Origin of the sequence: Rhodopseudomonas sp., assembly GCF_013377015.1 — a bacterium.
Classification (GTDB): Bacteria; Pseudomonadota; Alphaproteobacteria; order Rhizobiales; family Xanthobacteraceae; genus JARJEH01.
The window spans coordinates 1-21,136 of the sequence record NZ_JACABA010000005.1; the positions used below are offsets into that span (position 1 = coordinate 1).

Consider the following 21,136-nt stretch of genomic DNA (forward strand, 5'->3'; position numbering starts at 1 on the left):
CAACCCGAACGCCAGGAACGAACTCATCGCTGGATAAAACTTGGGGGAAACGTCACCGCCGCTGGATTGCTTCGCTTTCGGCCGGCGCTTCGCGCCGGCCTCTCCCCGCAATGACGAAATCGAGGCTGATCCTATTGATCGCTTTTCGGTCAGGCTCTACGAAGGATTTCGAAGGCCCGTCGCAATCAGGCCGTCAGGTTTGTCCCCACGACCGGGACCGCCTGGCCTGACCGGCATGAGTCGGGGATCGGACCGACTGTCGTTATCAAGTGCGTATAGTCGCAACCATCGTCTTGTTGCCGTCGGCAGTTTCGGGTGACTGAGAGTCGGTAGCGCTCCCGCCAGATCAGAAAAGACGGAGCCGTCTCATGCAGGATTTCATCCGCGAGGAAAATCTCAAGCTGTATCGCCGAGCCCTGGTGGAAAGCACCGACGAAGAGCAGCGCAAGGTGCTGCTGGTGCTGCTTCGGCTGCTGGTGCTCGAGCAGGCCGCGATGGCGCCGCGCTCCCAGCAAGCTCAGATGGAGAGTCATCTGAGCCTTTGACCTTTCATCGCCGCCAAACCTCCCCAAGGTTCGGTGATTACTGATCCCCCGGGCCGACCTCCGCCCGCGCCCGGGGGATCGATTCTTTCAGGTTGATCCCTATTTGGAGATTTCGGCTGATGGCTGGCTTGCGGCCCGCGACGTTTTTGCCCGGGCAATTCCACTTGCTGGCTCGCGCTTTCGAGGAAGCCACCGCGGCGCTCTCGAAGGCGGAGTCGATCCCGTCGATCGAGGCTTGCCTGGCCGACAAGGTTCTTGCCGCCGTCGCAGCCGGCGAGTGCAATCCGGTCACGGTCAGTGTAGCCGCGCTCGCGGCGATGCGCGATTGCCTGCGCGATTGCACAGGCTGTCAGATCGGCGATCTGCCATCGTCATTCGTCGCGGGCGTCACAGCCTCGCCGTCGTGCGCGGGCGGCGATGCGAGATGGAATTAGCGAAGGAGTGACCGCGAACTACTTCGCCGCCTTCCCAATCACGCCTTCGCGTTTCTTGATCGCGTGGTAATAGGCCCACCACAGATGCGCCGCGGCGCCGCGCAGCGGCCGCCACGGTTCCGCCAGCGGCGCCATCTGCTTCGGCGTCGGCCGCGCCTCGAGGCCGAGCCCGATCCGCATCGCCTCCTGCACCGCGAGATCGCCGGCCGGCCAGGCGTCGCCGTGGCCGAGACAGAACAGCAGATAGATGTCGGCGGTCCACGGCCCGATGCCGTGCAGCGCGGTCAGCGTGGTGTGCGCGGCGTCGGCGTCCTCGTTGGCCAGCACCTCGAGATTGAGCCGCTCGGCGCCGAGTTCGCGCGCCAGGTTCTTCAGCGTCTTGATCTTCGCCGCCGACAGGCCGAGCCGGCCCAGCCGGTCGGCGCGGGCGCGCCGGATCGCGTCATGGTGAAACGGATCGAACGACTTGCTGACCCGGCCCCAGATCGCCGCCGCGCTGGCGACCGACAATTGCTGGCCGCAGACGATCGCGGCGAGCCCGGTAAAGCCGGGGTCGCGCCGTCGCAGCGCCGGCATCCCGGCGATCTTGACGACGGGCTTCAGCCGCGGGTCCAGCTTGACCAGCGCCTTGATCGCGTCGTCGAGATCGGCCTGGGTGTTGAGGTGGACGGTCATTGCGCTAGAACCATCATGTCCGTCGAAAGAGATCAATGCCACCCGTTTTCCGTTTCGCACCGAGTCCGAACGGCCTCTTGCATCTCGGCCACGCCTATTCGGCGCTGCTGAATTTCGATTCCGCGCGCGCCGCCGGCGGGCGGCTACTGTTGCGGATCGAGGATATCGACACCGCCCGCTGCAAGCCGGAATTCGAGGTCGCGCTGCTGGAAGATCTGGCCTGGCTCGGGATCGCATGGGAAACGCCAATTCGGCGGCAGTCCGAACATCTGGCGCTGTATCGCCAGGCGCTGCAGCGGTTGCAGGCGTTGGGCCTGATCTATCCGTCGTTCGAAAGCCGCGGCGAGATCGCCCGGCTGGTCGCCGGCCGCGAGGCGGAAGCGCCCTGGCCGCGCGATCCCGACGGCGCGCCATTGTATCCCGGCATGGCCAAGCAACTGGCGGCGGACGAGCGCGCGCGGCTGATCGAGTTGGGGACGCCTTATGCGCTGCGGCTCGACATCGCGGCGGCCCTTGAAAAGGTCGGCGATTTGTCCTGGACCGAGCTTGGCGAAGGCCCCCTTGGCGAGACCGGCGAGGTCACCGCCGATCCGCAAGCCTGGGGCGACGCCATCCTGGCGCGCAAGGAGACCCCGACCAGCTATCACCTCTCGGTGGTGATCGACGACGCCCTGCAAGGCGTCACCGACGTGGTGCGCGGCCGCGACCTGTTCTGGTCGACCAGCCTGCACCGCCTGCTGCAAGAGTTACTTGGCCTGCCGCGGCCGGTGTACCGCCACCACGGATTGCTGCGCGACCCGGCCGGGCGGAAGCTGTCGAAGTCGACCGCGGCCACCGGACTGCGAGAATTGCGCGCCCAGGGGGTCACCCCAACCGAGGTCCGGGCCATGGTCGGGCTGCCTTATTTGGCCTGAACTTCGCCCCACGCCGGTCGCAACGCTGCTCGACTACTGACCAGGGGTGACTTCGGCAACCGCTCCGTGGCAGTGTGGCGCCGGGCCGGGGTGAAAGAATCATGGCGCCGAAATCGCGCGCGCTACGCAGCTCACGGACGCAAGTGACGCGGACGGTGAAGAAAGCTGTCCGCAAGCCAGCCAAGCCCAAGCCAAAGCCCAAGTCAGACACCAAGCCAAAGAATCACCGGCCCGGCATGGTGGAAGCGGCGCTGGCCGCCTTCGCCCATGAAGTGCGCACGCCGCTGACCGGTATTCTCGCGGTCAGCGATCTGCTCGCGACCTCCGATCTCGGCGAGCGCGAGCGCCGCTGGGTCGATACGATCAAGGCCGGCGCCGAACACCTGGCCGGCCTCGCCACGCTGTTCGTCGATGCGGCCCGCAGCAGTCAATCCAGCCTCGGGGTCCGGCAGGAATTCTTCGACCTGCGGGCGCTGGCGCGCAATACCGGCGACTCGCTGGCCGGCCGCGCCGCGGCCAAGGGGCTGCGCGCCGCGGTGACGATCTCGCCGCGGCTGCCGGCCTTCGTGGTCGGCGACGCGGTGCGGCTGCGCGCGGCGCTGGAGAACCTGATCGACAATGCCGTGAAGTTCACCGAGCGCGGCGACGTCGCCTTGAAGGTCTCGCCGCTCGCCGGTGGCTCGAAGCAAAGTGTCGGCGTGGTGTTCGCGGTCTCCGACAGCGGCATCGGATTGTCGCTGGCCGAGATCAAGCGGCTGTTCCGTCCATTCTCGCAGGCCAACGTCACCATCGCCGCCAGATTCGGCGGCGCCGGCCTTGGATTGTCGTCGGTGCGGCAGATCGCCCGCGCGATGGGCGGCGACATCGCGGTGGCGCAGCGCGCCGGCGGCGGCACTACCTTCACGCTGACGGTGATGCTGACTCGGGCGAAGACGCCGGCGACCGGCAGCGCCGGCGGCCATCATCATGCGGCATCGGGGCCGGCGCCGGCGCTGCGGATCCTGAGCGTCGAGGACAATCCGTTCGGCCGGGTCGTGCTCAACGCGATCCTGACCGAACTCGGCCACCAGACCGAATTCATCGGACGCGGGGAATTCGCGCCCGAGCGCCTCGCACAAGGCTTTTCGCAAGGCGGCGGCTTCGACGCGGTGCTGATGGACATGGTGCTGCCCGGCATCAACGGCATCGAGGCGATCCGGCGGATTCGCGCGCTGCCGCAGCCGCTCGGCGGTATCGTCATCATCGGCGTGTCCGGGCGCGACGACGATGAGGCCGCCTCGCGCGCCGCCGGCGCCGACGCCTTCCTGCTCAAGCCGGTGTCGCCTCGCGCGCTCGCGACTGCGCTGCTTGAAGCGACACGCCGTGCGGCAGCCGCGACTTGATGATCGCGGCGTTGAGTTCGCCGCCAAAGACGAAGATCGCGGCGATGAAATACAGAAATACCAGCGCGATGATCACCGAGGCGAGGCCAGCATACATCGTGACGTAGTTGCTGGCGAAGTGCGCCAGATACATGCCGAAGCCGATGCTGGAAAGCAGCGACGCCAGCATGGTGAAGATGATGCCCGGGAAGATCTGGGTCAGGGTGCGACGTCCGGTCGGCAGCCAGGCGTGCAGGATGAATAGCGCGACGATCAGCGCGCTGACGGTGATGCCATAGCGCACGACGGTGACCAGGGTGGCGTTGACCTCGACCATCACCGGGACGTAGCGGCGTGCCGCCGCCAGCAGCAGCGGGCCGAGCACGATCAGGAACGACATCGCCAGCGCGGTGAAGGCGGCCACCAGGGTGTAGCCGATCGATTCCAGCCGCAGCCAATACCAGCGTCGCTGCTCGACCACCGAATAGGCGCGATTGAGCGCGACCCGCAGGCTCTCGACGCCGTTCGAGGCGAAATACAGTGCCAGCACCAGGCCGATGGTCAGGGCGTCGCCACGGGTGGTGGTCAGCACGTTGTGGATCTCGCCGGACAGGGTGTCGGCGACCTGAACCGGCCAGACCTGCAGCATCAGGCCCGCGGCCTGGTCGGCGAGATCCTTGGAGCCGAAGAAGCCGGCCAGCGAGGTCAGCACGATCAGAAATGGAAACAGCGCCATCAGCGACGACAGCGCGATATGGCTGGCGATCGCCCAGCCATCATCGGCCAGAAACGTATAGAAGGCATCCATCCCGACCAGGTAGACATAGCGAATCTGCCTCACGGCTTCACCTTGATGCGAGATGCGGGCCGACGCCGGGCTTGGTTTGCGAAGGATCCAGCATCCGATACTAACCGGCAAAAAGCTAGATCGTTGCGCCGGCGGCGATTTCATGAGATGGCATGACCACGCTCGCGGTGTTATGAAACCCTGATGACGACATTCCTCAGCACGATTCTTCTTCCGGTCCTGGTCGCGGCGGTGGCGCTGGTGCTGCTGTTCGGCCTGATCAACATGATGCGGGGCGGCTCGCCGAACCGGTCGCAGACCCTGATGCGGTGGCGGGTGCTGCTGCAATTCGCCGCCGTCGTCGTCACCATGCTGGCGGTCTGGGCGATGGGACGCTGACCGATGGTCGTGCTCAATCGGATCTACACCCGAACCGGCGATGACGGCACCACAGCGCTCGGCAGCGGTGAGCGTCGCCCGAAATATGATCTGCGCATCAGCGCCTATGGCACCGTCGACGAGACCAACGCCGCGATCGGCGTGGTGCGGCTGCATCTGGCCGACACGCCCGAGATCGACGCCATGCTGGGACGGATCCAGAACGACCTGTTCGACCTCGGCGCCGACCTCGCGGTGCCGGATCGCGACGGCAAGGCGGAGCGGCTGCGGATGCTGGCGACCCAGGTCGAGCGGCTGGAACGCGAGATCGATACGCTGAACGACCGGCTGGCACCGCTCACTTCGTTCGTGCTGCCGGGCGGCAAGCCGGCCGCGGCGCAACTCCATGTCGCCCGCACAATATGCCGCCGCGCGGAACGCATCATGGTGGAACTGGCTACCCGGCCCGACGAGCGGGTCAGCGCCGCCGCCGTGCAGTACATCAACCGGTTGTCGGATTTCCTGTTTGTCGCCAGCCGGTCGGTGAACGACAACGGCGCCGGCGACGTGCTCTGGGTTCCGGGCCAAAACCGCTAGGTTGGCGCAGTTTTTGGCTTTCGCGCGTTGACCGCCGATACCGGGCGCTTTAGGTTCCGCGGCCACGAGTTACAAACCAAGATGAACACGAAAGAGGATCGATGAAGGTTCTGGTGCCGGTCAAGCGGGTGGTCGACTACAACGTCAAGATCAGGGTCAAGAGTGACGGATCTGGCGTGGAACTCGCCAACGTCAAGATGTCGATGAATCCGTTCGACGAAATCGCGGTCGAGGAAGCCCTGCGCCTGAAAGAGGCCGGCAAGGCGACCGAGGTCGTGGTGGTGTCGATCGGCCCGGCGCAGGCCTCGGAAACCATCCGCACCGGGCTCGCGATGGGCGCCGACCGCGGCATCCTGGTGAAAGTCGAAGGCAGCGTCGAACCGCTCACCGTGGCGAAGATCCTGAAGGGAATCGCCGGCGAGGAGAAGCCGGGACTGATCATTCTCGGCAAGCAGGCGATCGACGATGACTGCAATCAGACCGGTCAGATGCTGGCCGCGTTGCTCGGCTGGTCGCAGGCCACCTTCGCCTCCAAGCTCGAGGTCGACGGCTCCGATTTCCAGGTCTCGCGTGAAATCGACGGCGGCTCGCAGACCGTGAAGTTGAAGGGCCCGGCGATCGTCACCACCGATCTGCGGCTGAACGAGCCGCGCTACGCCAGCCTGCCCAACATCATGAAGGCGAAGAAGAAGCCGATCGACGAAAAGACCGCCGAGCAATACGGCGTCGATCTCACGCCCCGTCTTGAAATTCTCAAGACCGTCGAACCGGGTGGCCGCAAGGCCGGCGTCAAGGTCAAGGATGTCGCCGAACTGGTGGCGAAACTCAAAGATGAAGCGGGTGTGATCTGATGGCTACGCTGTTGATTGCCGAGCACGACCATGCGGTGCTCAAGGATTCCACCAACAAGGCGCTGACGGCGGCCGCGGCGCTCGGCGCCGAGGTCCACGTTCTGGTCGCCGGTGGCGGCGAGGGCACCAGGGCCGCGGCAGAGAGCGCCGCCAAGCTCGCCGGCGTCAGCAAGGTGCTGCTGGCCGACGCCGCGATCTACGAGCACGACCTGGCCGAGCCGTTGGCCGCGCTGATCGTTTCGCTGGCGCCGGGCTATGACGCCTTCGTGGCTCCCGCGACCTCGCGGTTCAAGAATGTGATGCCGCGCGTCGCTGCATTGCTGGACGTGATGCAGGTTTCGGAGATCATCAAGGTGGTCTCGCCCGACACGTTCGAGCGGCCGATCTATGCCGGCAACGCGATCCAGACCGTGAAGTCGAAGGACGCCAAGAAGGTGATCACCGTCCGCACCTCGACCTTCGCAGCAGCGCCGGGCGAAGGCGGCAGTGCGGCGATCGAGACCGTGGCGGCTGCGGCCGATCCCGGCCTGTCCAGCTTCGTCGGCGAGGAAGTCGCCAAGAGCGACCGCCCGGAACTGGCCTCGGCCAAGATCATCGTCTCCGGCGGTCGCGCGATGCAGAGTCGTGAGAACTTCACCAAATACATCGAGCCGCTGGCCGACAAGCTCGGCGCCGGCGTCGGCGCCTCGCGCGCCGCGGTCGATGCCGGCTATGCCCCGAACGACTGGCAGGTGGGTCAGACCGGCAAGGTGGTGGCGCCGGAACTTTACATTGCGATCGGCATTTCGGGCGCGATCCAGCATCTCGCCGGCATGAAGGATTCCAAGGTGATCGTCGCGATCAACAAGGACGAAGATGCGCCGATCTTCCAGGTTGCCGATTACGGTCTGGTCGCCGATCTGTATCAGGCGGTTCCCGAACTCACCGAGGCGCTCGGCAAGCTTGGGCGGTAAGGTGTCGATATAAGGAACCGGCCACGGCCGGTTCCGCTTGATGGACTGAGAGCGTTTTTCGATGAGGGGGCGGTTTACCCTGAAAATGCTCCGATGGCCGGTCCGACGGACTCCGGCCGGCGTTTGTGCGAGGATGGGCTGGGCCGCGATCCGCGAGCCGAACCTTCCCAATGAGATGACAAGATGGCGGTAGTAATCAAGAAGGTCGGCGTGATCGGCTCGGGCCAGATGGGCAACGGCATCGCGCATGTGGTGGCGCTGGGCGGGTTCGACGTGGTGCTGAGCGATGTCTCGGCCGATCGCCTGAAATCGGCGATGGCCACCATCAACGGTAATCTGTCGCGGCAGGTGGCCAAGAAGATCATCACCGAGGACGCCCGCAAGCAGGCGCTGGCCCGGATCACCGCGGCCGAGAAGCTCGACGGCCTCTCCGATTGCGACTTGGTGATCGAGACCGCGGTCGAGAAGGAAGAAATCAAGCGCAAGATTTTTCTCGATCTGTGCGCGACGCTGAAGCCGGAGGCGATCATCGCCTCCAATACCTCGTCGATCTCGATCACCCGGCTGGCCGCGTCCACCGACCGGCCGGAGCGATTCATCGGCATTCACTTCATGAATCCGGTGCCGTTGATGGAGCTGGTCGAACTGATCCGCGGCATCGCCACCGACGATGCGACCTTCGATACCGCAAAGGATTTCGTCACCCGGCTCGGCAAGCATGTCGCGGTGTCGGAGGATTTCCCGGCCTTCATCGTCAACCGCATCCTGCTGCCGATGATCAACGAGGCGATCTATACGTTGTATGAGGGTGTCGGCAATGTCGAGGCGATCGACGCCGCGATGAAGCTCGGCGCGCATCATCCGATGGGACCGCTCGAACTGGCTGATTTCATCGGGCTCGATACCTGCCTGTCGATCATGCAGGTATTGCATGAGGGGCTGGCGGATTCGAAGTATCGGCCCTGTCCGCTGCTGGTGAAATATGTCGAGGCCGGTTGGCTTGGCCGCAAGACCCAGCGCGGTTTCTACGACTATCGCGGCGACAAGCCGGTCCCGACCCGCTAGGCCCTTTCCACCGACCGTTAACCGATCGCGGCTAAAGCTACCGCGACGGAGTTTTGCGCATGGATATGAGCCTGGTCACCGGCATTCTGGCCTCGAAGGCCGGCAGCGTGCAGATGCAAGTTGCCGCCACGATCCTGAAATCCAATGCCGATGCGGAGAAATCCGCGGTCGCCACGCTGCTCGGCGCGGCTCAGCAAAACCTGTCGTCGTTCGCCAATGTTGGCGCGGGCATCGGCGGAAATCTCGACGTTTCGGCCTAAAGGCCCGCGGCGACCGGCTTCACCGCAGCCTTGATCAGCTTCATCGCGTCGTCGCTGTCCCATTCCGCGGGACCCGCGATGGTGCCGATCTCGCAGCCGTTGCCGTCGACCAGCACCGAGGTCGGCATCCCGAGCGCCCGGCCGACGCTCTTAAGATCCTGGAACACCCTGGCCTTGGCGTCGCTAAAATAGCCGAGCCGGGTCAGCTTTTCGTCCTGAAGAAACTTCTTCGGCTTGTCGTGGTCGCGGGTGTCGATGTTGATCGCCACCACCTCGAAATTCGCGCTGCCGAGCTTGGCCTGCAAATTATCCAGCGCCGGCATTTCCTTGCGGCAGGGCACACACCAGGTCGCCCACAGGTTCACCAGAATGGTGCGGCCGCGCCAGTCCGACAGCTTTTTCGGCTGGCCGCCGGCATCCTCGAAGGCGAGGTCCGGGAGCTTCAGCGGCGCCGTCGCCATGGTCAGCGCGGCAACCTCGCCGTGCGCCAGCGGCGCCAGCTTCTGCGCAAGGTTGACTGCGGCGCGGCAGGCCGGATCGCCCGACGCATTGCGTTTCAGCCCGGCAATCCCGTATACCCCGGCCAATCCGATCAAACCGCCGACCGCGACGACGGCGACAATGATCGGGATGCGGCGGCTGGCGCCAGGTCGCTGCGGGGCGGGGTCGGGCAAGGTTTCATCCATCAGGATTTAATTACCGGCAGGCTGCGTCTGGTTGGAGGCGAATGTGAGATGACGGATTCGGGCGGCGCAGGGACGGGCATGATCGTGGACGGCACAGCATGAGCAACAAGATGTGGGGCGGCCGGTTCACCGAGCGTCCCGACGAGATCATGGAAGAGATCAACGTCTCGATCGACGTCGATCGCCACCTTTACGCCCAGGACATCGCGGCGTCCAAGGCCCATGCCGCGATGCTCGCCAAGCAAGGCATCATCACGGCGGTTGATGCGAAAAATATCGCCAAGGGTCTAGACACGATCCTGTCAGAGATCGGCCAGGACAAATTCAGCTTCAAGCGCGCGCTCGAAGACATTCACATGAATGTCGAGAGCCGGCTGTCGGACTTGATCGGCTCCGCCGCCGGACGGCTGCACACCGCGCGCTCGCGCAACGACCAGGTGGCCACCGATTTCCGGCTGTTCGTGCGCGATATCATCGACGACACCGACGCCGCGCTGGCCGCGTTCCAGCGCGCGCTGGTCGACCGCGCGATCGAGCATGCCGACACCGTAATGCCGGGCTTCACCCATCTGCAGACCGCCCAGCCGGTGACCTTCGGGCATCATCTGATGGCCTATGTGGAGATGGCGGCGCGGGATCGCGGCCGGTTCCAGGACGCCCGCAAGCGGCTGAACGAAAGCCCGCTCGGCGCCGCGGCGCTGGCCGGGACCTCGTTCCCGATCGACCGCGTCGCCACCGCGCAGGCGCTCGGCTTTGAGCGGCCGATGGCGAATTCGCTCGACGCGGTGTCGGACCGCGACTTCGTGCTGGAAACGCTGGCGGCGGCGTCGATCTGCGCGGTGCATTTGTCGCGCTTCGCCGAGGAGATCGTGATCTGGACCTCGCCGCTGGTCGGCCTGATCCGGCTGTCCGACAAATTCACCACCGGCTCCTCGATCATGCCGCAGAAGCGGAATCCCGACGCTGCCGAACTGGTGCGGGCGAAAACCGGCCGGGTGATTGGCGCGCTGACCGGGCTGTTAATCGTTATGAAGGGGCTGCCGCTGGCCTATCAGAAGGACATGCAGGAAGACAAACAGGGCGCGATGGAGGCCTTCGCCGCGCTGTCGCTGGCGATCCGGGCGATGACCGGCATGGTTGGCGACCTGGTCCCGGACCAGGAGCGGATGAAAGCCGCCGCCGGCGAGGGCTATGCCACCGCCACCGATCTGGCCGACTGGCTGGTGCGGACGCTGAAAATGCCGTTCCGCGACGCCCATCACGTCACCGGCCGGATTGTCGGCGTCGCCTTCAAGGCCGGGGTGGCGCTGCACGAATTGCCGCTGCAGCAGATGCAGGCGATCGAACCGCGCATCACCTCGGCTGCGTTGGCTGTGCTGAGCGTGGAATCGTCGGTGAAAAGCCGCGTCTCCTACGGCGGCACTGCGCCGAAGAACGTCCGCGCGCAGGCCAAGGCCTGGCTCAAGCGATTGGAAAAAGAGCGGAAATTAGGCTGATCCGGAGGCTGGCCGGAAAATACAATTTGACTCCGGGTCTCGCCAGAGCCCGGCAATCTTTGTATGGTGCCGCCGCAATTGGGGAAATCGACGTGAACCGCTCTGCCAGTCCATCGCGATGGGCCATCCTTGTTGTTGTCGCGGCATCCCTGGCCCTTGCCGGCTGCGGCCGCAAGTCCGGGCTGGATCTGCCGCCGGGCGCGGCGGGGGCGGCGACTCCCACGGCAGAGGCCGAGCCGGCGGCCAAGGGTGACGTGTTCGATCCTTCCTACGGAATCAATGCGCCTCCCAAAGCGGAGAAGGGTAGGAAGAAGTCCTTCATCCTCGATCCGCTGCTGGACTAGCCGCCAATGCGCCATTTCGATTATCGCGACGGCGTGCTTCACGCCGAGGGCGTGAATCTTGCGGCTTTGGCCGACTCGGTCGGCACGCCGTTCTACTGCTATTCCACCGCGACGCTGGAGCGGCACTACCGGGTGTTCACCGAGGCCTTCGCCGGCATCGACACGCTGGTGTGTTACGCCATGAAGGCCAATTCCAACCAGTCGGTGCTGCGCACCCTGGCGAAGCTCGGCGCCGGCGCCGACGTGGTCTCGGGCGGCGAGTTGAAGCGGGCGCTGGCGGCCGGAATTCCGCCGCAGAAGATCCTGTTCTCCGGCGTCGGCAAGACCGAGACCGAGCTGCGCGCCGCGCTGGCCCACGACATCCTCTGCATCAACGTCGAATCCGAGCCCGAACTCGAACTGCTGTCGCGGCTCGCCAGCGAGACCGGCCACACCGCGCGGATCTCGATCCGGGTCAATCCGGACGTCGATTCCGGCGGCCACGCCAAGATCTCCACCGGCAAATCGGAGAACAAGTTCGGCATTCCGCTCAGCCATGCCCGCGCGGTCTATGCCCGCGCAGCGTCGTTGCCCGGCATCCGCGTCACCGGCGTCGACATGCATATCGGCAGCCAGATCATCGATCTCGGTCCGATGGAAGCGGCGTTCCGGCTGCTCGCCGAATTCGTCACCGTGCTGCGCAGCGACGGCCACATCATCGGCCACGTCGATTTTGGCGGCGGGCTCGGGATTCCCTACTACGAGGATCGCGACGCGCCGCCGGAGCCCTTGGCCTATGCGGAGATGGTCAAGCGGGTGACGCACAATCTCGGCTGCACGCTGATGTTCGAGCCGGGCCGGATGATCGTCGGCAACGCCGGCATTCTGGTCAGCCGGGTGATCTATCTGAAGCGCGGCGATGGCAAGAATTTTGTGATCATCGACGCCGCGATGAATGATTTGATCCGTCCCACTCTGTACGAGGCCTATCACGAAATTTTGCCGGTGCGGGCTCCCGCGCCTGGTGCCACGACGATCGTCGCCGACGTGGTCGGTCCGGTCTGCGAGACCGGCGACTATCTCGCGCTCGACCGCAAATTGCCCGAGCCGAAATCCGGCGATCTGCTGGCGATTATGACCGCCGGCGCCTATGGGGCGGTGCAGGCCGGCAGCTACAACACCCGCGCGCTGGTGCCGGAAGTACTGGTCAATGGCGAACAATACGCTGTGGTGCGTCCGCGCATCGAGGTCGAGCAACTGATCGCGATGGATACGCTCGCGCCATGGCTGTGAGGCCCAACGGGGCTCGAAGGTGGATTGCAAGGGCGGGACCGCCATACGCGACTAAAAGATGGCGGTCCCGATCGCGCGATTGCAACTAGTGCCGGGAAGGGCGGCTTCGCCGACCTGCTCTGCGCGACAATTTCACCGTATCGATCTGCCGCGCCGCAGCAACGCAATCCATCGCTTAACCTAACTGATCAACCTTACCGCGGCGGAGGCGTGGAACTCGCTCTGCCCACCACCACGACTCCCGCCGCCTGCTCGAACGGCTTGATCGCGGTAGTAGTCGGACTCCTCGCCCGTCTTGCGCCTCAGCCCTTGTCGAGTTCGGCGAATACTTCGCGGGCGTGGCGGAAGCTGTCGACCCCAGCCGGCACCCCGGCATAGATCGCCACCTGCATGAAGATCTCGCGGATCTCGTCCTTGGTGACGCCGTTGGTCAGCGCGCCCTTGATGTGGATCCGCAATTCATGCGGCCGGTTCAGAATCGCGATCATCGCCAGATTGAGCATGCTGCGGGTCTTGCGCGGCAATTGCTCGCGGCCCCAGACCGCGCCCCAGCAATATTCGGTGACCAGTTCCTGGAACGGCTTGTTGAAATCGTCGGCGTTCTTCATCGCGTTCTCGACATAGGCCTCGCCCAGCACCGCCTTGCGAATTTCCAGTCCCTTGTCGTGTGTTGCCTTGTCCATCTTGTTTCCTCTAGTGGATGTGCGCGGACGTTACGGGGTCGGGCCGCCGCCGTCACGCTTTCGTGTTATGCGCGGCCGGGACAGGGTTTCCCGTCTCAAGGCGGTGCCTCATTGCCGCCTTTGTGCTAGGCTGCAGTTCGGCAACCCGGAGAGATTGTTGAGCGGCAGCATCCCTGACCCGTCGCAGGCCCCGCGCGATCACGACGCCGCGGCGCGGCTGCAATTGTCGCAAGCCCTGCAGCGATCGAAATTCGCGATCGCGTGGGAGCGTGGGTGGCCGTGTTTGGCGCGGTTTCTCAGCGTCACGGGGCTGTTTCTTGCGGTGTCTTGGGCCGGGCTGTGGCTGGCGCTCGCCCGCGCCGTCGGGCTTGCGCTCTTTGCGCTGCTGTTGCTGGCGGCGCTGTTTCCGCTGATTCGTTTTCGCTGGCCAAGCCGCGACGACGCGCTCGCCCGGCTCGACCGCAACAGCGGGATTCGGCATCGCCCCGCCACCGCGCTGACCGACACGCTGGCCTCGAGCGACCCGGTGGCGCAGGCGCTGTGGCAGGTGCAGCGCGAGCGCACGCTTGCCTCATTGAAGCGGATTCGCGCCGGGCTGCCGTCGCCACGGCTGGCGATCCACGATCCCTGGGCGCTGCGCGCCTTGGTCGCGGTGACGCTGGTAGCAACCTTCATCGCCGCGGGCGAAGAGCGTTCGGCGCGGGTCGCGGCGGCGTTCGATTGGAACGGCGTGCTGGCGCCCGCCAATGTCCGGGTCGACGCCTGGGTCACCCCGCCGCTCTACACCAACAAGCCGCCGATCATCCTGTCGGCGAGCAAGGACGCCGGCGCGCCGGTGCAAGGGGTGCTGCCGGTGCCGGCGGGCTCGACCCTGCTGGTGCGCTCCAGCGGCGGCAGTCTCGACGTCGCGGTCGGCGGTGGCGTCACCGCGGCCGAGTCGGCGACCGAAGCCCCGAAGGGCACCAGCGAGCGGCACTTCACGATTGCAGCCGACGGCACCGCACAGGTCCGCGCGCCGTCCGGACAGCCGCTGTGGAAATTCAGCGCGACGCCCGATCGCGCGCCAACGATCGCGCTGGCCAAGGACCCCGAACGTCAGGCCCGCGGCTCGCTGCAGATGTCCTACAAGCTCGAGGACGATTACGGGGTCACCGAGGCGCATGCGCTGTTCGCCTTGGCCGCGCCTGTTCCGACCAAACCCGGCGACGCCGCCAAGCCCGGCGGCCCGAACGCCGCGGCGCCGCGGCCGCTGTTCGAGCCGCCACAATTCGCGCTGGTGCTGCCGAATGCGCGGACCCGCAACGGCGTCGGTCAGACCGTCAAGGATCTCAGCGAGGACCCGTTCGCCGGCACCGACGTCACACTGACGCTGACCGCGAAGGATGAGGCCGGCAACAAAGGCAAGAGTGAGCCGTTCAGCATGCGGCTGCCGGAGCGGCTGTTCACCAAACCGCTGGCGCGCGCGTTGATCGAGCAGCGCCGGATTCTCGCGCTCGACGCCAACCAGAATGCCCAGGTCTACACCGCGCTCGACGCGCTGATGATCGCTCCGGAAGCCTTCACGCCCGAGGCCGGACAATATCTCGGCCTCTACACCGTGACCAACCAGCTCGAGCGGGCGCGCACCGACGATCAGCTGCGCGACGTGGTCGCCAGCCTGTGGTCGTTGGCGGTGACGATCGAGGACGGCGACATCACCGATGTCGACAAGGCGTTGCGCGCCGCGCAGGACGCGCTGAAGCAGGCGCTGGAGCGCGGCGCCAGCGACGAGGAAATCAAGAAGCTCACCGAGAATCTGCGCGCCGCGCTGGACAATTTCCTGCGCCAACTCGCCCAGCAGCAGCGCAACAATCCGCAGCAGCTGGCCCGCCCGCTCGACCCAAATACCAAGATGATGCGGCAGCAGGATCTCAACAACATGATCGAGCGCATGGAGCGGCTGTCGCGCTCCGGCGACAAGGACGCCGCCAAGCAATTGCTCGAACAGTTGCAGCAGATGCTGGAAAATCTGCAGATGGCGCAGCCGGGCCAGGCCGGCGACGGCGAAATGCAGCAATCGCTGAACGAACTCGGCGACATGATCCGCAAGCAGCAGCAATTGCGCGACAAGACCTTCAAGCAGGGCCAGGACCAGCGCCGCGACCGGATGCGCGGCCAGAAGGGCGAGCAGGGTCTCGGCGATCTGCAGCAGGACCAGCAAGGGCTGCGCGACCGGCTGAAGAAGCTGCAGGACGAACTGGCCAAGCGCGGCATGGGGCCGGGGCAGCAGGATCAGCAGGGCGAGGGCGAGGACGGTCTTGGCCAGGCGGATTCCGCGATGGGCGACGCCGATGGCCGGCTCGGCGAGGGCAATGCCGACGGCGCGGTCGACTCCCAGGGCAAGGCGCTGGAGGCGCTGCGCAAGGGCGCCCAGAAGCTCGCCGAGGCGATGCAGCAAGGCGACGGCGAAGGCCAGGGCGACGGCCCGGGCAACCGCCCCGGCCGCCAGCAAAGCGGCGGCAATCGCAGCGACCCGTTGGGCCGGCCGTTGCACGGCCGAGAATTCGGCGACGATCTGACCGTCAAGATCCCCGGCGAAATCGACGTGCAGCGGGTGCGGCGGATCCTCGAAGAACTGCGGCGCCGGCTTGGCGACGTCGCGCGGCCGCAGATCGAACTCGATTACATTGAGCGGCTGCTGAAGGATTACTGAGCGAGCGGTATCACCCCGCTGTCATCACCCGCGCGAGCGGGTGACCCAGTATTGCAGAGCGCTCGCGATATAGATGTGAAGCTGCGGCGTACGGGATCCCCGCTTTCGCGGGGATGACGGGGTATTAAACGGCGGGCTGCCCCGGTCCCCTCGTCAGCCCCGCTTCTTCGCCGCCAGCGCGTCGGCCACCGCGGTGCGGATGTCGGCCACCGAGAACGGCTTGGTGATGACGTCGTGGACGATGGCGTCTAGGCCGGAGGCGCGTTCACGCTGATCGGCGAAGCCGGTCATCAGCAGGATGGTGAGATTGGGGAAATCGCGCTTCACCGCCAGCGCCAGCGCGATGCCGTCCATGATCGGCATCTTGATGTCGGTCAGCAACAAGTCGAACGCGCCGTTCTCGCGGGTCAGGATTTCCAGCGCCTCGCCGCCGTCCTCGGCGGTGACGGTCTGGTGGCCGTCCATCGCGATGGCGCGCGCCACCAGCAGGCGCATCGATTCTTCGTCGTCGGCGATCAGTACACGCGGCATCGTACCGTCCTGAACAGGCGGCGGTCGCGGTGGCCGCCGGGCAATCGGAATCAAGCTTTAGGGAGCAATCCTATGCGCGCCCGGACGCCATGTCGCGCTTGGAGAAGAAGCGGACGTCGATGGCCCGGGCCTCGGCCGGCGGCGAGGCCAGCCGCGAGCGGAACCAGGCCTTTTCGCCCGGCTCCAGCACGGATTGTTCGAGCACCGCGTTCCAGGCGTAGATTTCGGTGCCGTGCTCGTCGCGGACCACGAAGCGCAGCCGCGGCAGGCTGACCGGCTTGCGGCCCTGGCCGATGATCAGGCCCTCGATCACCAGCACCGGCTTGTTTTCCACAGTCTCGGTCGTGATCTTGACGTCCTTGATCGCCAGGTCGCGCAGGTTCACTTCGAACCCGACCAGCTTGAAGAACGTCGCTGTCTGCGGCATCAGCCGCACCACATCGACGCGCCAGATCAGCAGCGCCATCACCAGCGCGCCCATCGCCGCGCAGGCGATCGGCGCGCTGAAAATCGATTTGACCGGCTTGAACAGATTGTCGACCGGCCGCAGCAGCCGCACCAGCAGCGACGGTCGGCGCGGCCGTGCGAACGATCGCGATTCGGCGATTTCCTCGACCGGTTGTTGCGACCAGCTTTCGGGTTCGGCGGCCTGCGAGAAAGCGGCGCTGGCCTCGGTCTCGGGCATCTCGGCAGTGATCGAGGGGCTCTCGACCACGGGGGTCTCCTCGTCGTCGCCGAGATCGCCCCAGCCCGGGTCGTTGTCGAGCCCCGCCGCTGGCTTGGCGTCCGCGGTCATCGCCGCGACCCGAACCTCGGTCTGGGCGGCGTCCTCGGCGTGGGCCAGCCAGACCTGCTTGCAGCGGGAACAGCGGACCGTGCGGCCGGCTTCGCCCAAAGTGGACGGATCGATCGCATAGGATGTCGTACAATGGGGACAGACGATGTGCATGAGCGAATCGCTACAATGATGCTGACCAGATCGTACCTCGCGTCCGTTAACGAACCGGAAACCATAACAGCGTCACAACCGGCGGGTCGGCCGGCGCCCTCGGCGCTGCCGTGGTGTTGCTTCTGGCGGCGCGCCGAAGCGGGCCGGCGGGCCGTGCCGCGCCATGGCGATCGCCGTCGCGCCAACCTCGAACGGAGCTGAATGTGGTTCGGTTCGAAAATGTCGGCCTCCGCTACGGGCTCGGACCGGAAATCCTGCGCGACCTCAATTTCGCGGTTCCGGCGCATTCATTCCAGTTCCTCACCGGCCCGTCCGGCGCCGGCAAGACCTCGCTGCTGCGGCTGCTGTTCCTGTCGCTGCGGCCGACCCGCGGTCTGGTCAATCTATTCGGTCACGACGTCTCACTGCTGAGCAAGGACGAAATCGCCGCGCTGCGGCAGCGGATCGGCATCGTGTTGCAGGATTTTCGCCTGCTCGACCACATGACCACCTATGAAAACGTCGCGTTGCCGTTCCGGGTGATGGGCCGCGACGAATCCAGCTACCGCCGGGAAGTCATCGATCTCTTGAAATGGGTTGGACTCGGCGAACGGATGGATGCGCTGCCGCCGATCCTGTCCGGCGGCGAGAAGCAGCGCGCCGCGATCGCGCGGGCGGTGATCGGAAGGCCGCATCTGTTGCTGGCCGACGAGCCGACCGGCAATGTTGATCCGACCCTGGGGCGGCGGCTGCTACGGCTGTTCATCGAGTTGAACAAGTCGGGCACCGCGGTGATCATCGCCACCCACGATATCGCGCTGATGGATCAGTACGAGGCGCGGCGGCTGGTGCTGCATCAGGGACGACTGCACATCTATGAGTAGGCAGGGCAGTGAATCGAATTGAAGACCAGCACGACGCGTTGATGGACCTCGGACATGAACGTCCGCAGGTTCCGGCGAAGGCGCGCAATTTGTCGCCGATCGTGCCGCGGGCTTCGATCGCCGGCCGCGCCTTGGTCGCGGTGGTGGCGATCATGACCTTCCTGGCGTCGATTACCACCGGCGCGGTGCTGCTGATCAGCGCCTCGGCCAGCGAATGGCAGTCCGAGGTCGCCAGCGAAATCACCATTCAGGTCCGTCCCGTCGCCGGTCGCGACCTCGAGCGCGACGTGGTCGCGGTGACCGAAGCGATCCGGAGCCAGCCGGGCGTCGTCGAGGTCCGGCCCTACACCAAGGACGAGTCCGCCAAGCTGCTTGAGCCGTGGCTGGGAACCGGTCTGTCGCTCGACGAACTGCCGGTGCCGCGTCTGATCGTGGCGCGAATAGCGGCCGCGGGCGGGCTCGATCTTGTCGATTTGCGCCGCCGGGTGAGGGAGCTGGCGCCGTCGGCCAGCCTCGACGATCACCGCGCCTGGATCGAGCGGATGCGGTCGATGACCGGCGCCACCGTGATCGCGGGGCTGGCGATCCTGGCGCTGGTGATCGTCGCGACCATCATCTCGGTGTCGTTCGCGACTCGCGGCGCGATGGCGGCGAACCGGCCGATCGTCGAAGTGCTGCATTTCGTCGGCGCCTCCGACCGCTATATCGCCGACCGCTTCTTCCGGCATTTCCTGATGCTCGGATTGCAGGGCGGCGTGATCGGTGTCGGCGCCGCGATGCTGGCCTTTGGATTCTCCGAATCGATCGCGACCTGGTTTTCCGGCACCCCGGTCGGAGACCAGTTCGCGGCCTTGCTGGGGACGTTTTCGCTGCGGCCGCTCGGCTATCTGGCGCTGGCCGCGCAGGGCGTGCTGATCGCGGCGATCACCGCGCTGGCGTCGCGCCGGACCTTGTTCGCCACGCTCAATGCGATCGACTGAGGTGTCCGTCGGACTATCCAGCAAGAAGAGAAAAAGCGCCCGGCAAATCCCCCTGACGCCGGACATGGAGACGCATTAACGCCACCGGTCCGACTCCAATTCGCCGGAAAACGCCTTATATTTCCGACGTTTTGCAGCGGTCCCGGGTGGTTCGCCGAAAGAGACCGAAGCGCCATCCCGCAATCGGAGTATATTAGGATCGAATGAATCCGCAGGCCGACCAGCATCCGTCGAAAGCCGCGCCCGGTCGCTCCGCGCGTCAGCCCAGCCGGCTGCGCGCCGCGATCGTTGCCATGCTGGCGCTGGGTTTCCTCGGCATGGCCGCCGGCTTCGTTGCGTTTCTGTCGCAATTGCGGATCGCCGAATTGAAGCCGGACCGCAACGCCGACGGCATCGTGGTGCTCACCGGCGGTTCGTCCCGGGTGTCGGACGCGATCGAATTGCTCGCCGGCGGCTTCGGCAAGCGGCTGCTGATCTCCGGCGTCCATCGGGCCAACGGCGTCAGCGATATCTCGCGCTCGCTGCCGGACAGCCAGGGCTGGCTGACCTGCTGCGTCGATCTCGACCGCTCCGCTGTCAACACCCGCAGCAACGCCGCCGAGACCAGGCGTTGGGCCCACGAGCGCGGCTTCAAATCGCTGATCGTGGTGACGTCGAACTATCACATGCCGCGGGCGATCGTCGAAATGTCACATGCCATGCCGGAGATCGAGCTGATCCCGTTCGCGGTGGTGGGTGACAAATGGCGCGAAGATCCATGGTGGACAAGTGGCGGAACGTTCAGGCTGCTGTTATCGGAATATGCCAAATACATCGCCGCGGAGCTGCGGGTGCGGCTGGCGCATCTCGGCATTGAACTTTCGCCGGATGCCGTCGAGCCGGGTCCCGAAGCGCTCAATCACCGCAAGCCGGCGACCGCTCTCGCCAACTGATCGGGTCATTCGATGGTATCGATTTTCTTGCGTTCGCTGGTCTTCAACGTGCTGTTCTATCTGCTGCTGGCGTTCTGGGTGCTGCTCGGCATCCCGACCTATCTGATGCCGCGCTGGGCGATCATGAACATCGCCAAATATTGGGGCCGCAGCAGCATCTGGCTGATGCGGGTGGTGTGCAACACCAAGGTGGAATATCGCGGCCTCGAGAAGATCCCGCAGGGACCGCTGATCGTCGCCTCGAAGCACCAGTCGATGTGGGAGACTTTCGCGCTGCTGCAGTTTTTCGACCAGCCGCTCTACATCCTGAAGCGCGAACTGCTCTATATCCCGCTGTTCGGCTGGTACCTGATCAAGTCGCACATGATCGGTGTCGATCGCAGTGCCGGCGGCCGTTCGCTGAAGCCGATGGCGCAACGGGCGGGCGAGGAGGTCCGGCGCGGCCGGCAGCTGATCATCTTTCCGGAGGGCACCCGGACCGCGGTCGACGCGGCGCCGAACTACAAAACCGGCGTCGGCCAGATCTATGTCGATTGCAACGTGCCGTGCCTGCCGGTGGCGCTGAATTCCGGGCTGTTCTGGCCGCGCCGGATGTTCATGCGCTATCCCGGAACGCTGGTGGTGGAGTTCCTCGATCCGCTGCCGGCCGGATTGCCGCGCAAGGAATTTCTGACCCGGGTCAGCACGGCGATCGAGACCGCCACCAACCGGCTGGTGGAAGACGCGCGGCGCGAGCAGGCGCAATTGTTCGGCCGGGTGCCGAGCACGTCGCGCAAGGCGGCACCGCGTCCCACCACCTGATCCAGCAACGGATTGTCGAATAGAGTGTGGACCGGTTTCAGCTCCCCAGCGCGCCGGGAGAGGTGAAACGCACGCGCGGCGAGGTGG

General features: G+C 65.6%; 25 protein-coding genes. 19 read left to right on the top strand and 6 right to left on the bottom strand.

All coding sequences use genetic code 11. The features are described from left to right. The 3 genes from traD to HXX15_RS18805 form a co-directional block, all read left to right on the top strand. The coding region (gene traD, locus HXX15_RS23195; RefSeq protein WP_366558599.1) for a conjugal transfer protein TraD at positions 1–114 on the top strand (114 nt) is incomplete at its 5' end. Positions 115–368: 254 nt separating this feature from the next. Further along, the gene (locus tag HXX15_RS18800) at positions 369–545 is read left to right on the top strand and encodes a hypothetical protein (RefSeq protein WP_296517913.1); all 177 of its coding nucleotides are present in this window, start codon (positions 369–371) and stop codon (positions 543–545) included. A 119-nt stretch (positions 546–664) separates the two neighbouring features. After that, complete coding sequence (locus HXX15_RS18805) at positions 665–979, top strand: hypothetical protein (protein WP_296517914.1); 315 nt, start codon at positions 665–667, stop codon at positions 977–979. 18 nt (positions 980–997) lie between these two features. Here the strand turns inward: HXX15_RS18805 and HXX15_RS18810 are convergent, their stop codons facing one another. Then, on the bottom strand, positions 998–1,654 hold the full coding sequence (locus tag HXX15_RS18810; protein WP_296517915.1) for a DNA-3-methyladenine glycosylase 2 family protein: 657 nt from the start codon (positions 1,652–1,654) through the stop codon (positions 998–1,000). Positions 1,655–1,689: 35 nt separating this feature from the next. Here HXX15_RS18810 and gluQRS point away from each other — a divergent pair, with 35 nt between their 5' ends. Both gluQRS and HXX15_RS18820 read left to right on the top strand, forming a co-directional pair. Further along, entirely contained in the window at positions 1,690–2,568 is an 879-nt protein-coding gene (gene gluQRS, locus HXX15_RS18815; protein ID WP_296517916.1) for a tRNA glutamyl-Q(34) synthetase GluQRS, read from the top strand. 101 nt (positions 2,569–2,669) lie between these two features. Further along, the gene (locus HXX15_RS18820; RefSeq protein WP_296517917.1) at positions 2,670–3,950 is read left to right on the top strand and encodes an ATP-binding protein; all 1,281 of its coding nucleotides are present in this window, start codon (positions 2,670–2,672) and stop codon (positions 3,948–3,950) included. Here HXX15_RS18820 and HXX15_RS18825 read toward each other — a convergent pair. After that, the gene (locus HXX15_RS18825) at positions 3,877–4,770 is read right to left on the bottom strand and encodes a YihY/virulence factor BrkB family protein (protein ID WP_296517918.1); all 894 of its coding nucleotides are present in this window, start codon (positions 4,768–4,770) and stop codon (positions 3,877–3,879) included. The two genes, HXX15_RS18820 and HXX15_RS18825, sit on opposite strands and share 74 nt — an antisense overlap. A gap of 150 nt (positions 4,771–4,920) precedes the next feature. On the opposite strand from HXX15_RS18825, the gene HXX15_RS18830 reads away from it, so the two are divergent. The 6 genes from HXX15_RS18830 (at position 4,921) to HXX15_RS18855 (ending at position 8,820) form a co-directional block, all read left to right on the top strand. Beyond that, on the top strand, positions 4,921–5,115 hold the full coding sequence (locus HXX15_RS18830; protein WP_296517919.1) for a twin transmembrane helix small protein: 195 nt from the start codon (positions 4,921–4,923) through the stop codon (positions 5,113–5,115). A gap of 3 nt (positions 5,116–5,118) precedes the next feature. Continuing rightward, positions 5,119–5,691, top strand: a complete 573-nt coding sequence (locus HXX15_RS18835; protein ID WP_296517920.1) for a cob(I)yrinic acid a,c-diamide adenosyltransferase — start codon at positions 5,119–5,121, stop codon at positions 5,689–5,691. Positions 5,692–5,792: 101 nt separating this feature from the next. Further along, complete coding sequence (locus HXX15_RS18840; protein WP_296517921.1) at positions 5,793–6,542, top strand: electron transfer flavoprotein subunit beta/FixA family protein; 750 nt, start codon at positions 5,793–5,795, stop codon at positions 6,540–6,542. Further along, a complete protein-coding gene (locus HXX15_RS18845) occupies positions 6,542–7,495 on the top strand; it encodes an FAD-binding protein (protein ID WP_296517922.1) in 954 nt (317 codons plus the stop codon). The genes HXX15_RS18840 and HXX15_RS18845 overlap by 1 nt, the downstream gene beginning before the upstream one ends. A gap of 183 nt (positions 7,496–7,678) precedes the next feature. Next, positions 7,679–8,560, top strand: a complete 882-nt coding sequence (locus HXX15_RS18850) for a 3-hydroxybutyryl-CoA dehydrogenase (RefSeq protein WP_296517923.1) — start codon at positions 7,679–7,681, stop codon at positions 8,558–8,560. 59 nt (positions 8,561–8,619) lie between these two features. Next, positions 8,620–8,820 (top strand): hypothetical protein, encoded by a 201-nt coding sequence (locus HXX15_RS18855; RefSeq protein WP_296517924.1) that lies wholly within the window; start codon positions 8,620–8,622, stop codon positions 8,818–8,820. Here HXX15_RS18855 and HXX15_RS18860 read toward each other — a convergent pair. Next, entirely contained in the window at positions 8,817–9,506 is a 690-nt protein-coding gene (locus HXX15_RS18860) for a TlpA disulfide reductase family protein (protein ID WP_296517925.1), read from the bottom strand. The genes HXX15_RS18855 and HXX15_RS18860 overlap by 4 nt on opposite strands. Positions 9,507–9,604: 98 nt before the next feature. Here HXX15_RS18860 and argH point away from each other — a divergent pair, with 98 nt between their 5' ends. The 3 genes from argH to lysA all read left to right on the top strand — a co-directional run bounded on the left by argH (position 9,605) and on the right by lysA (position 12,618). Then, the gene (gene argH / locus HXX15_RS18865; RefSeq protein WP_296517926.1) at positions 9,605–11,002 is read left to right on the top strand and encodes an argininosuccinate lyase; all 1,398 of its coding nucleotides are present in this window, start codon (positions 9,605–9,607) and stop codon (positions 11,000–11,002) included. 92 nt (positions 11,003–11,094) lie between these two features. Beyond that, positions 11,095–11,346, top strand: a complete 252-nt coding sequence (locus HXX15_RS18870) for a lipoprotein (protein WP_296517927.1) — start codon at positions 11,095–11,097, stop codon at positions 11,344–11,346. Between the two features lie 6 nt (positions 11,347–11,352). Then, a complete protein-coding gene (gene lysA, locus HXX15_RS18875) occupies positions 11,353–12,618 on the top strand; it encodes a diaminopimelate decarboxylase (protein WP_296517928.1) in 1,266 nt (421 codons plus the stop codon). Between the two features lie 302 nt (positions 12,619–12,920). Here the strand turns inward: lysA and HXX15_RS18880 are convergent, their stop codons facing one another. Further along, positions 12,921–13,301 carry a carboxymuconolactone decarboxylase family protein gene (locus tag HXX15_RS18880; RefSeq protein WP_296517929.1) on the bottom strand — a complete coding sequence of 127 codons (381 nt, stop codon included), beginning with the start codon at positions 13,299–13,301 and terminating at the stop codon, positions 12,921–12,923. Between the two features lie 157 nt (positions 13,302–13,458). Here HXX15_RS18880 and HXX15_RS18885 point away from each other — a divergent pair, with 157 nt between their 5' ends. Further along, positions 13,459–15,993 carry a TIGR02302 family protein gene (locus HXX15_RS18885; RefSeq protein ID WP_296517930.1) on the top strand — a complete coding sequence of 845 codons (2,535 nt, stop codon included), beginning with the start codon at positions 13,459–13,461 and terminating at the stop codon, positions 15,991–15,993. 153 nt (positions 15,994–16,146) lie between these two features. On the opposite strand, the gene HXX15_RS18890 is transcribed toward HXX15_RS18885, so the two are convergent. Both HXX15_RS18890 and HXX15_RS18895 read right to left on the bottom strand, forming a co-directional pair. Then, positions 16,147–16,524, bottom strand: coding sequence for a response regulator (locus HXX15_RS18890; protein ID WP_296517931.1), 378 nt, complete (start codon positions 16,522–16,524; stop codon positions 16,147–16,149). 70 nt (positions 16,525–16,594) lie between these two features. Further along, positions 16,595–17,473, bottom strand: a complete 879-nt coding sequence (locus HXX15_RS18895; RefSeq protein ID WP_296517932.1) for an MJ0042-type zinc finger domain-containing protein — start codon at positions 17,471–17,473, stop codon at positions 16,595–16,597. 203 nt (positions 17,474–17,676) lie between these two features. On the opposite strand from HXX15_RS18895, the gene ftsE reads away from it, so the two are divergent. From ftsE to HXX15_RS18915, 4 genes are all read left to right on the top strand, one after another. Further along, complete coding sequence (gene ftsE / locus HXX15_RS18900) at positions 17,677–18,336, top strand: cell division ATP-binding protein FtsE (protein WP_296517933.1); 660 nt, start codon at positions 17,677–17,679, stop codon at positions 18,334–18,336. Positions 18,337–18,344: 8 nt separating this feature from the next. Beyond that, positions 18,345–19,316, top strand: coding sequence for an ABC transporter permease (locus HXX15_RS18905; protein ID WP_296517934.1), 972 nt, complete (start codon positions 18,345–18,347; stop codon positions 19,314–19,316). Between the two features lie 203 nt (positions 19,317–19,519). Continuing rightward, positions 19,520–20,248, top strand: a complete 729-nt coding sequence (locus tag HXX15_RS18910) for a YdcF family protein (protein WP_296517935.1) — start codon at positions 19,520–19,522, stop codon at positions 20,246–20,248. A 12-nt stretch (positions 20,249–20,260) separates the two neighbouring features. Then, entirely contained in the window at positions 20,261–21,049 is a 789-nt protein-coding gene (locus HXX15_RS18915; RefSeq protein WP_296517936.1) for a 1-acyl-sn-glycerol-3-phosphate acyltransferase, read from the top strand. Positions 21,050–21,136 lie beyond the last annotated feature (87 nt).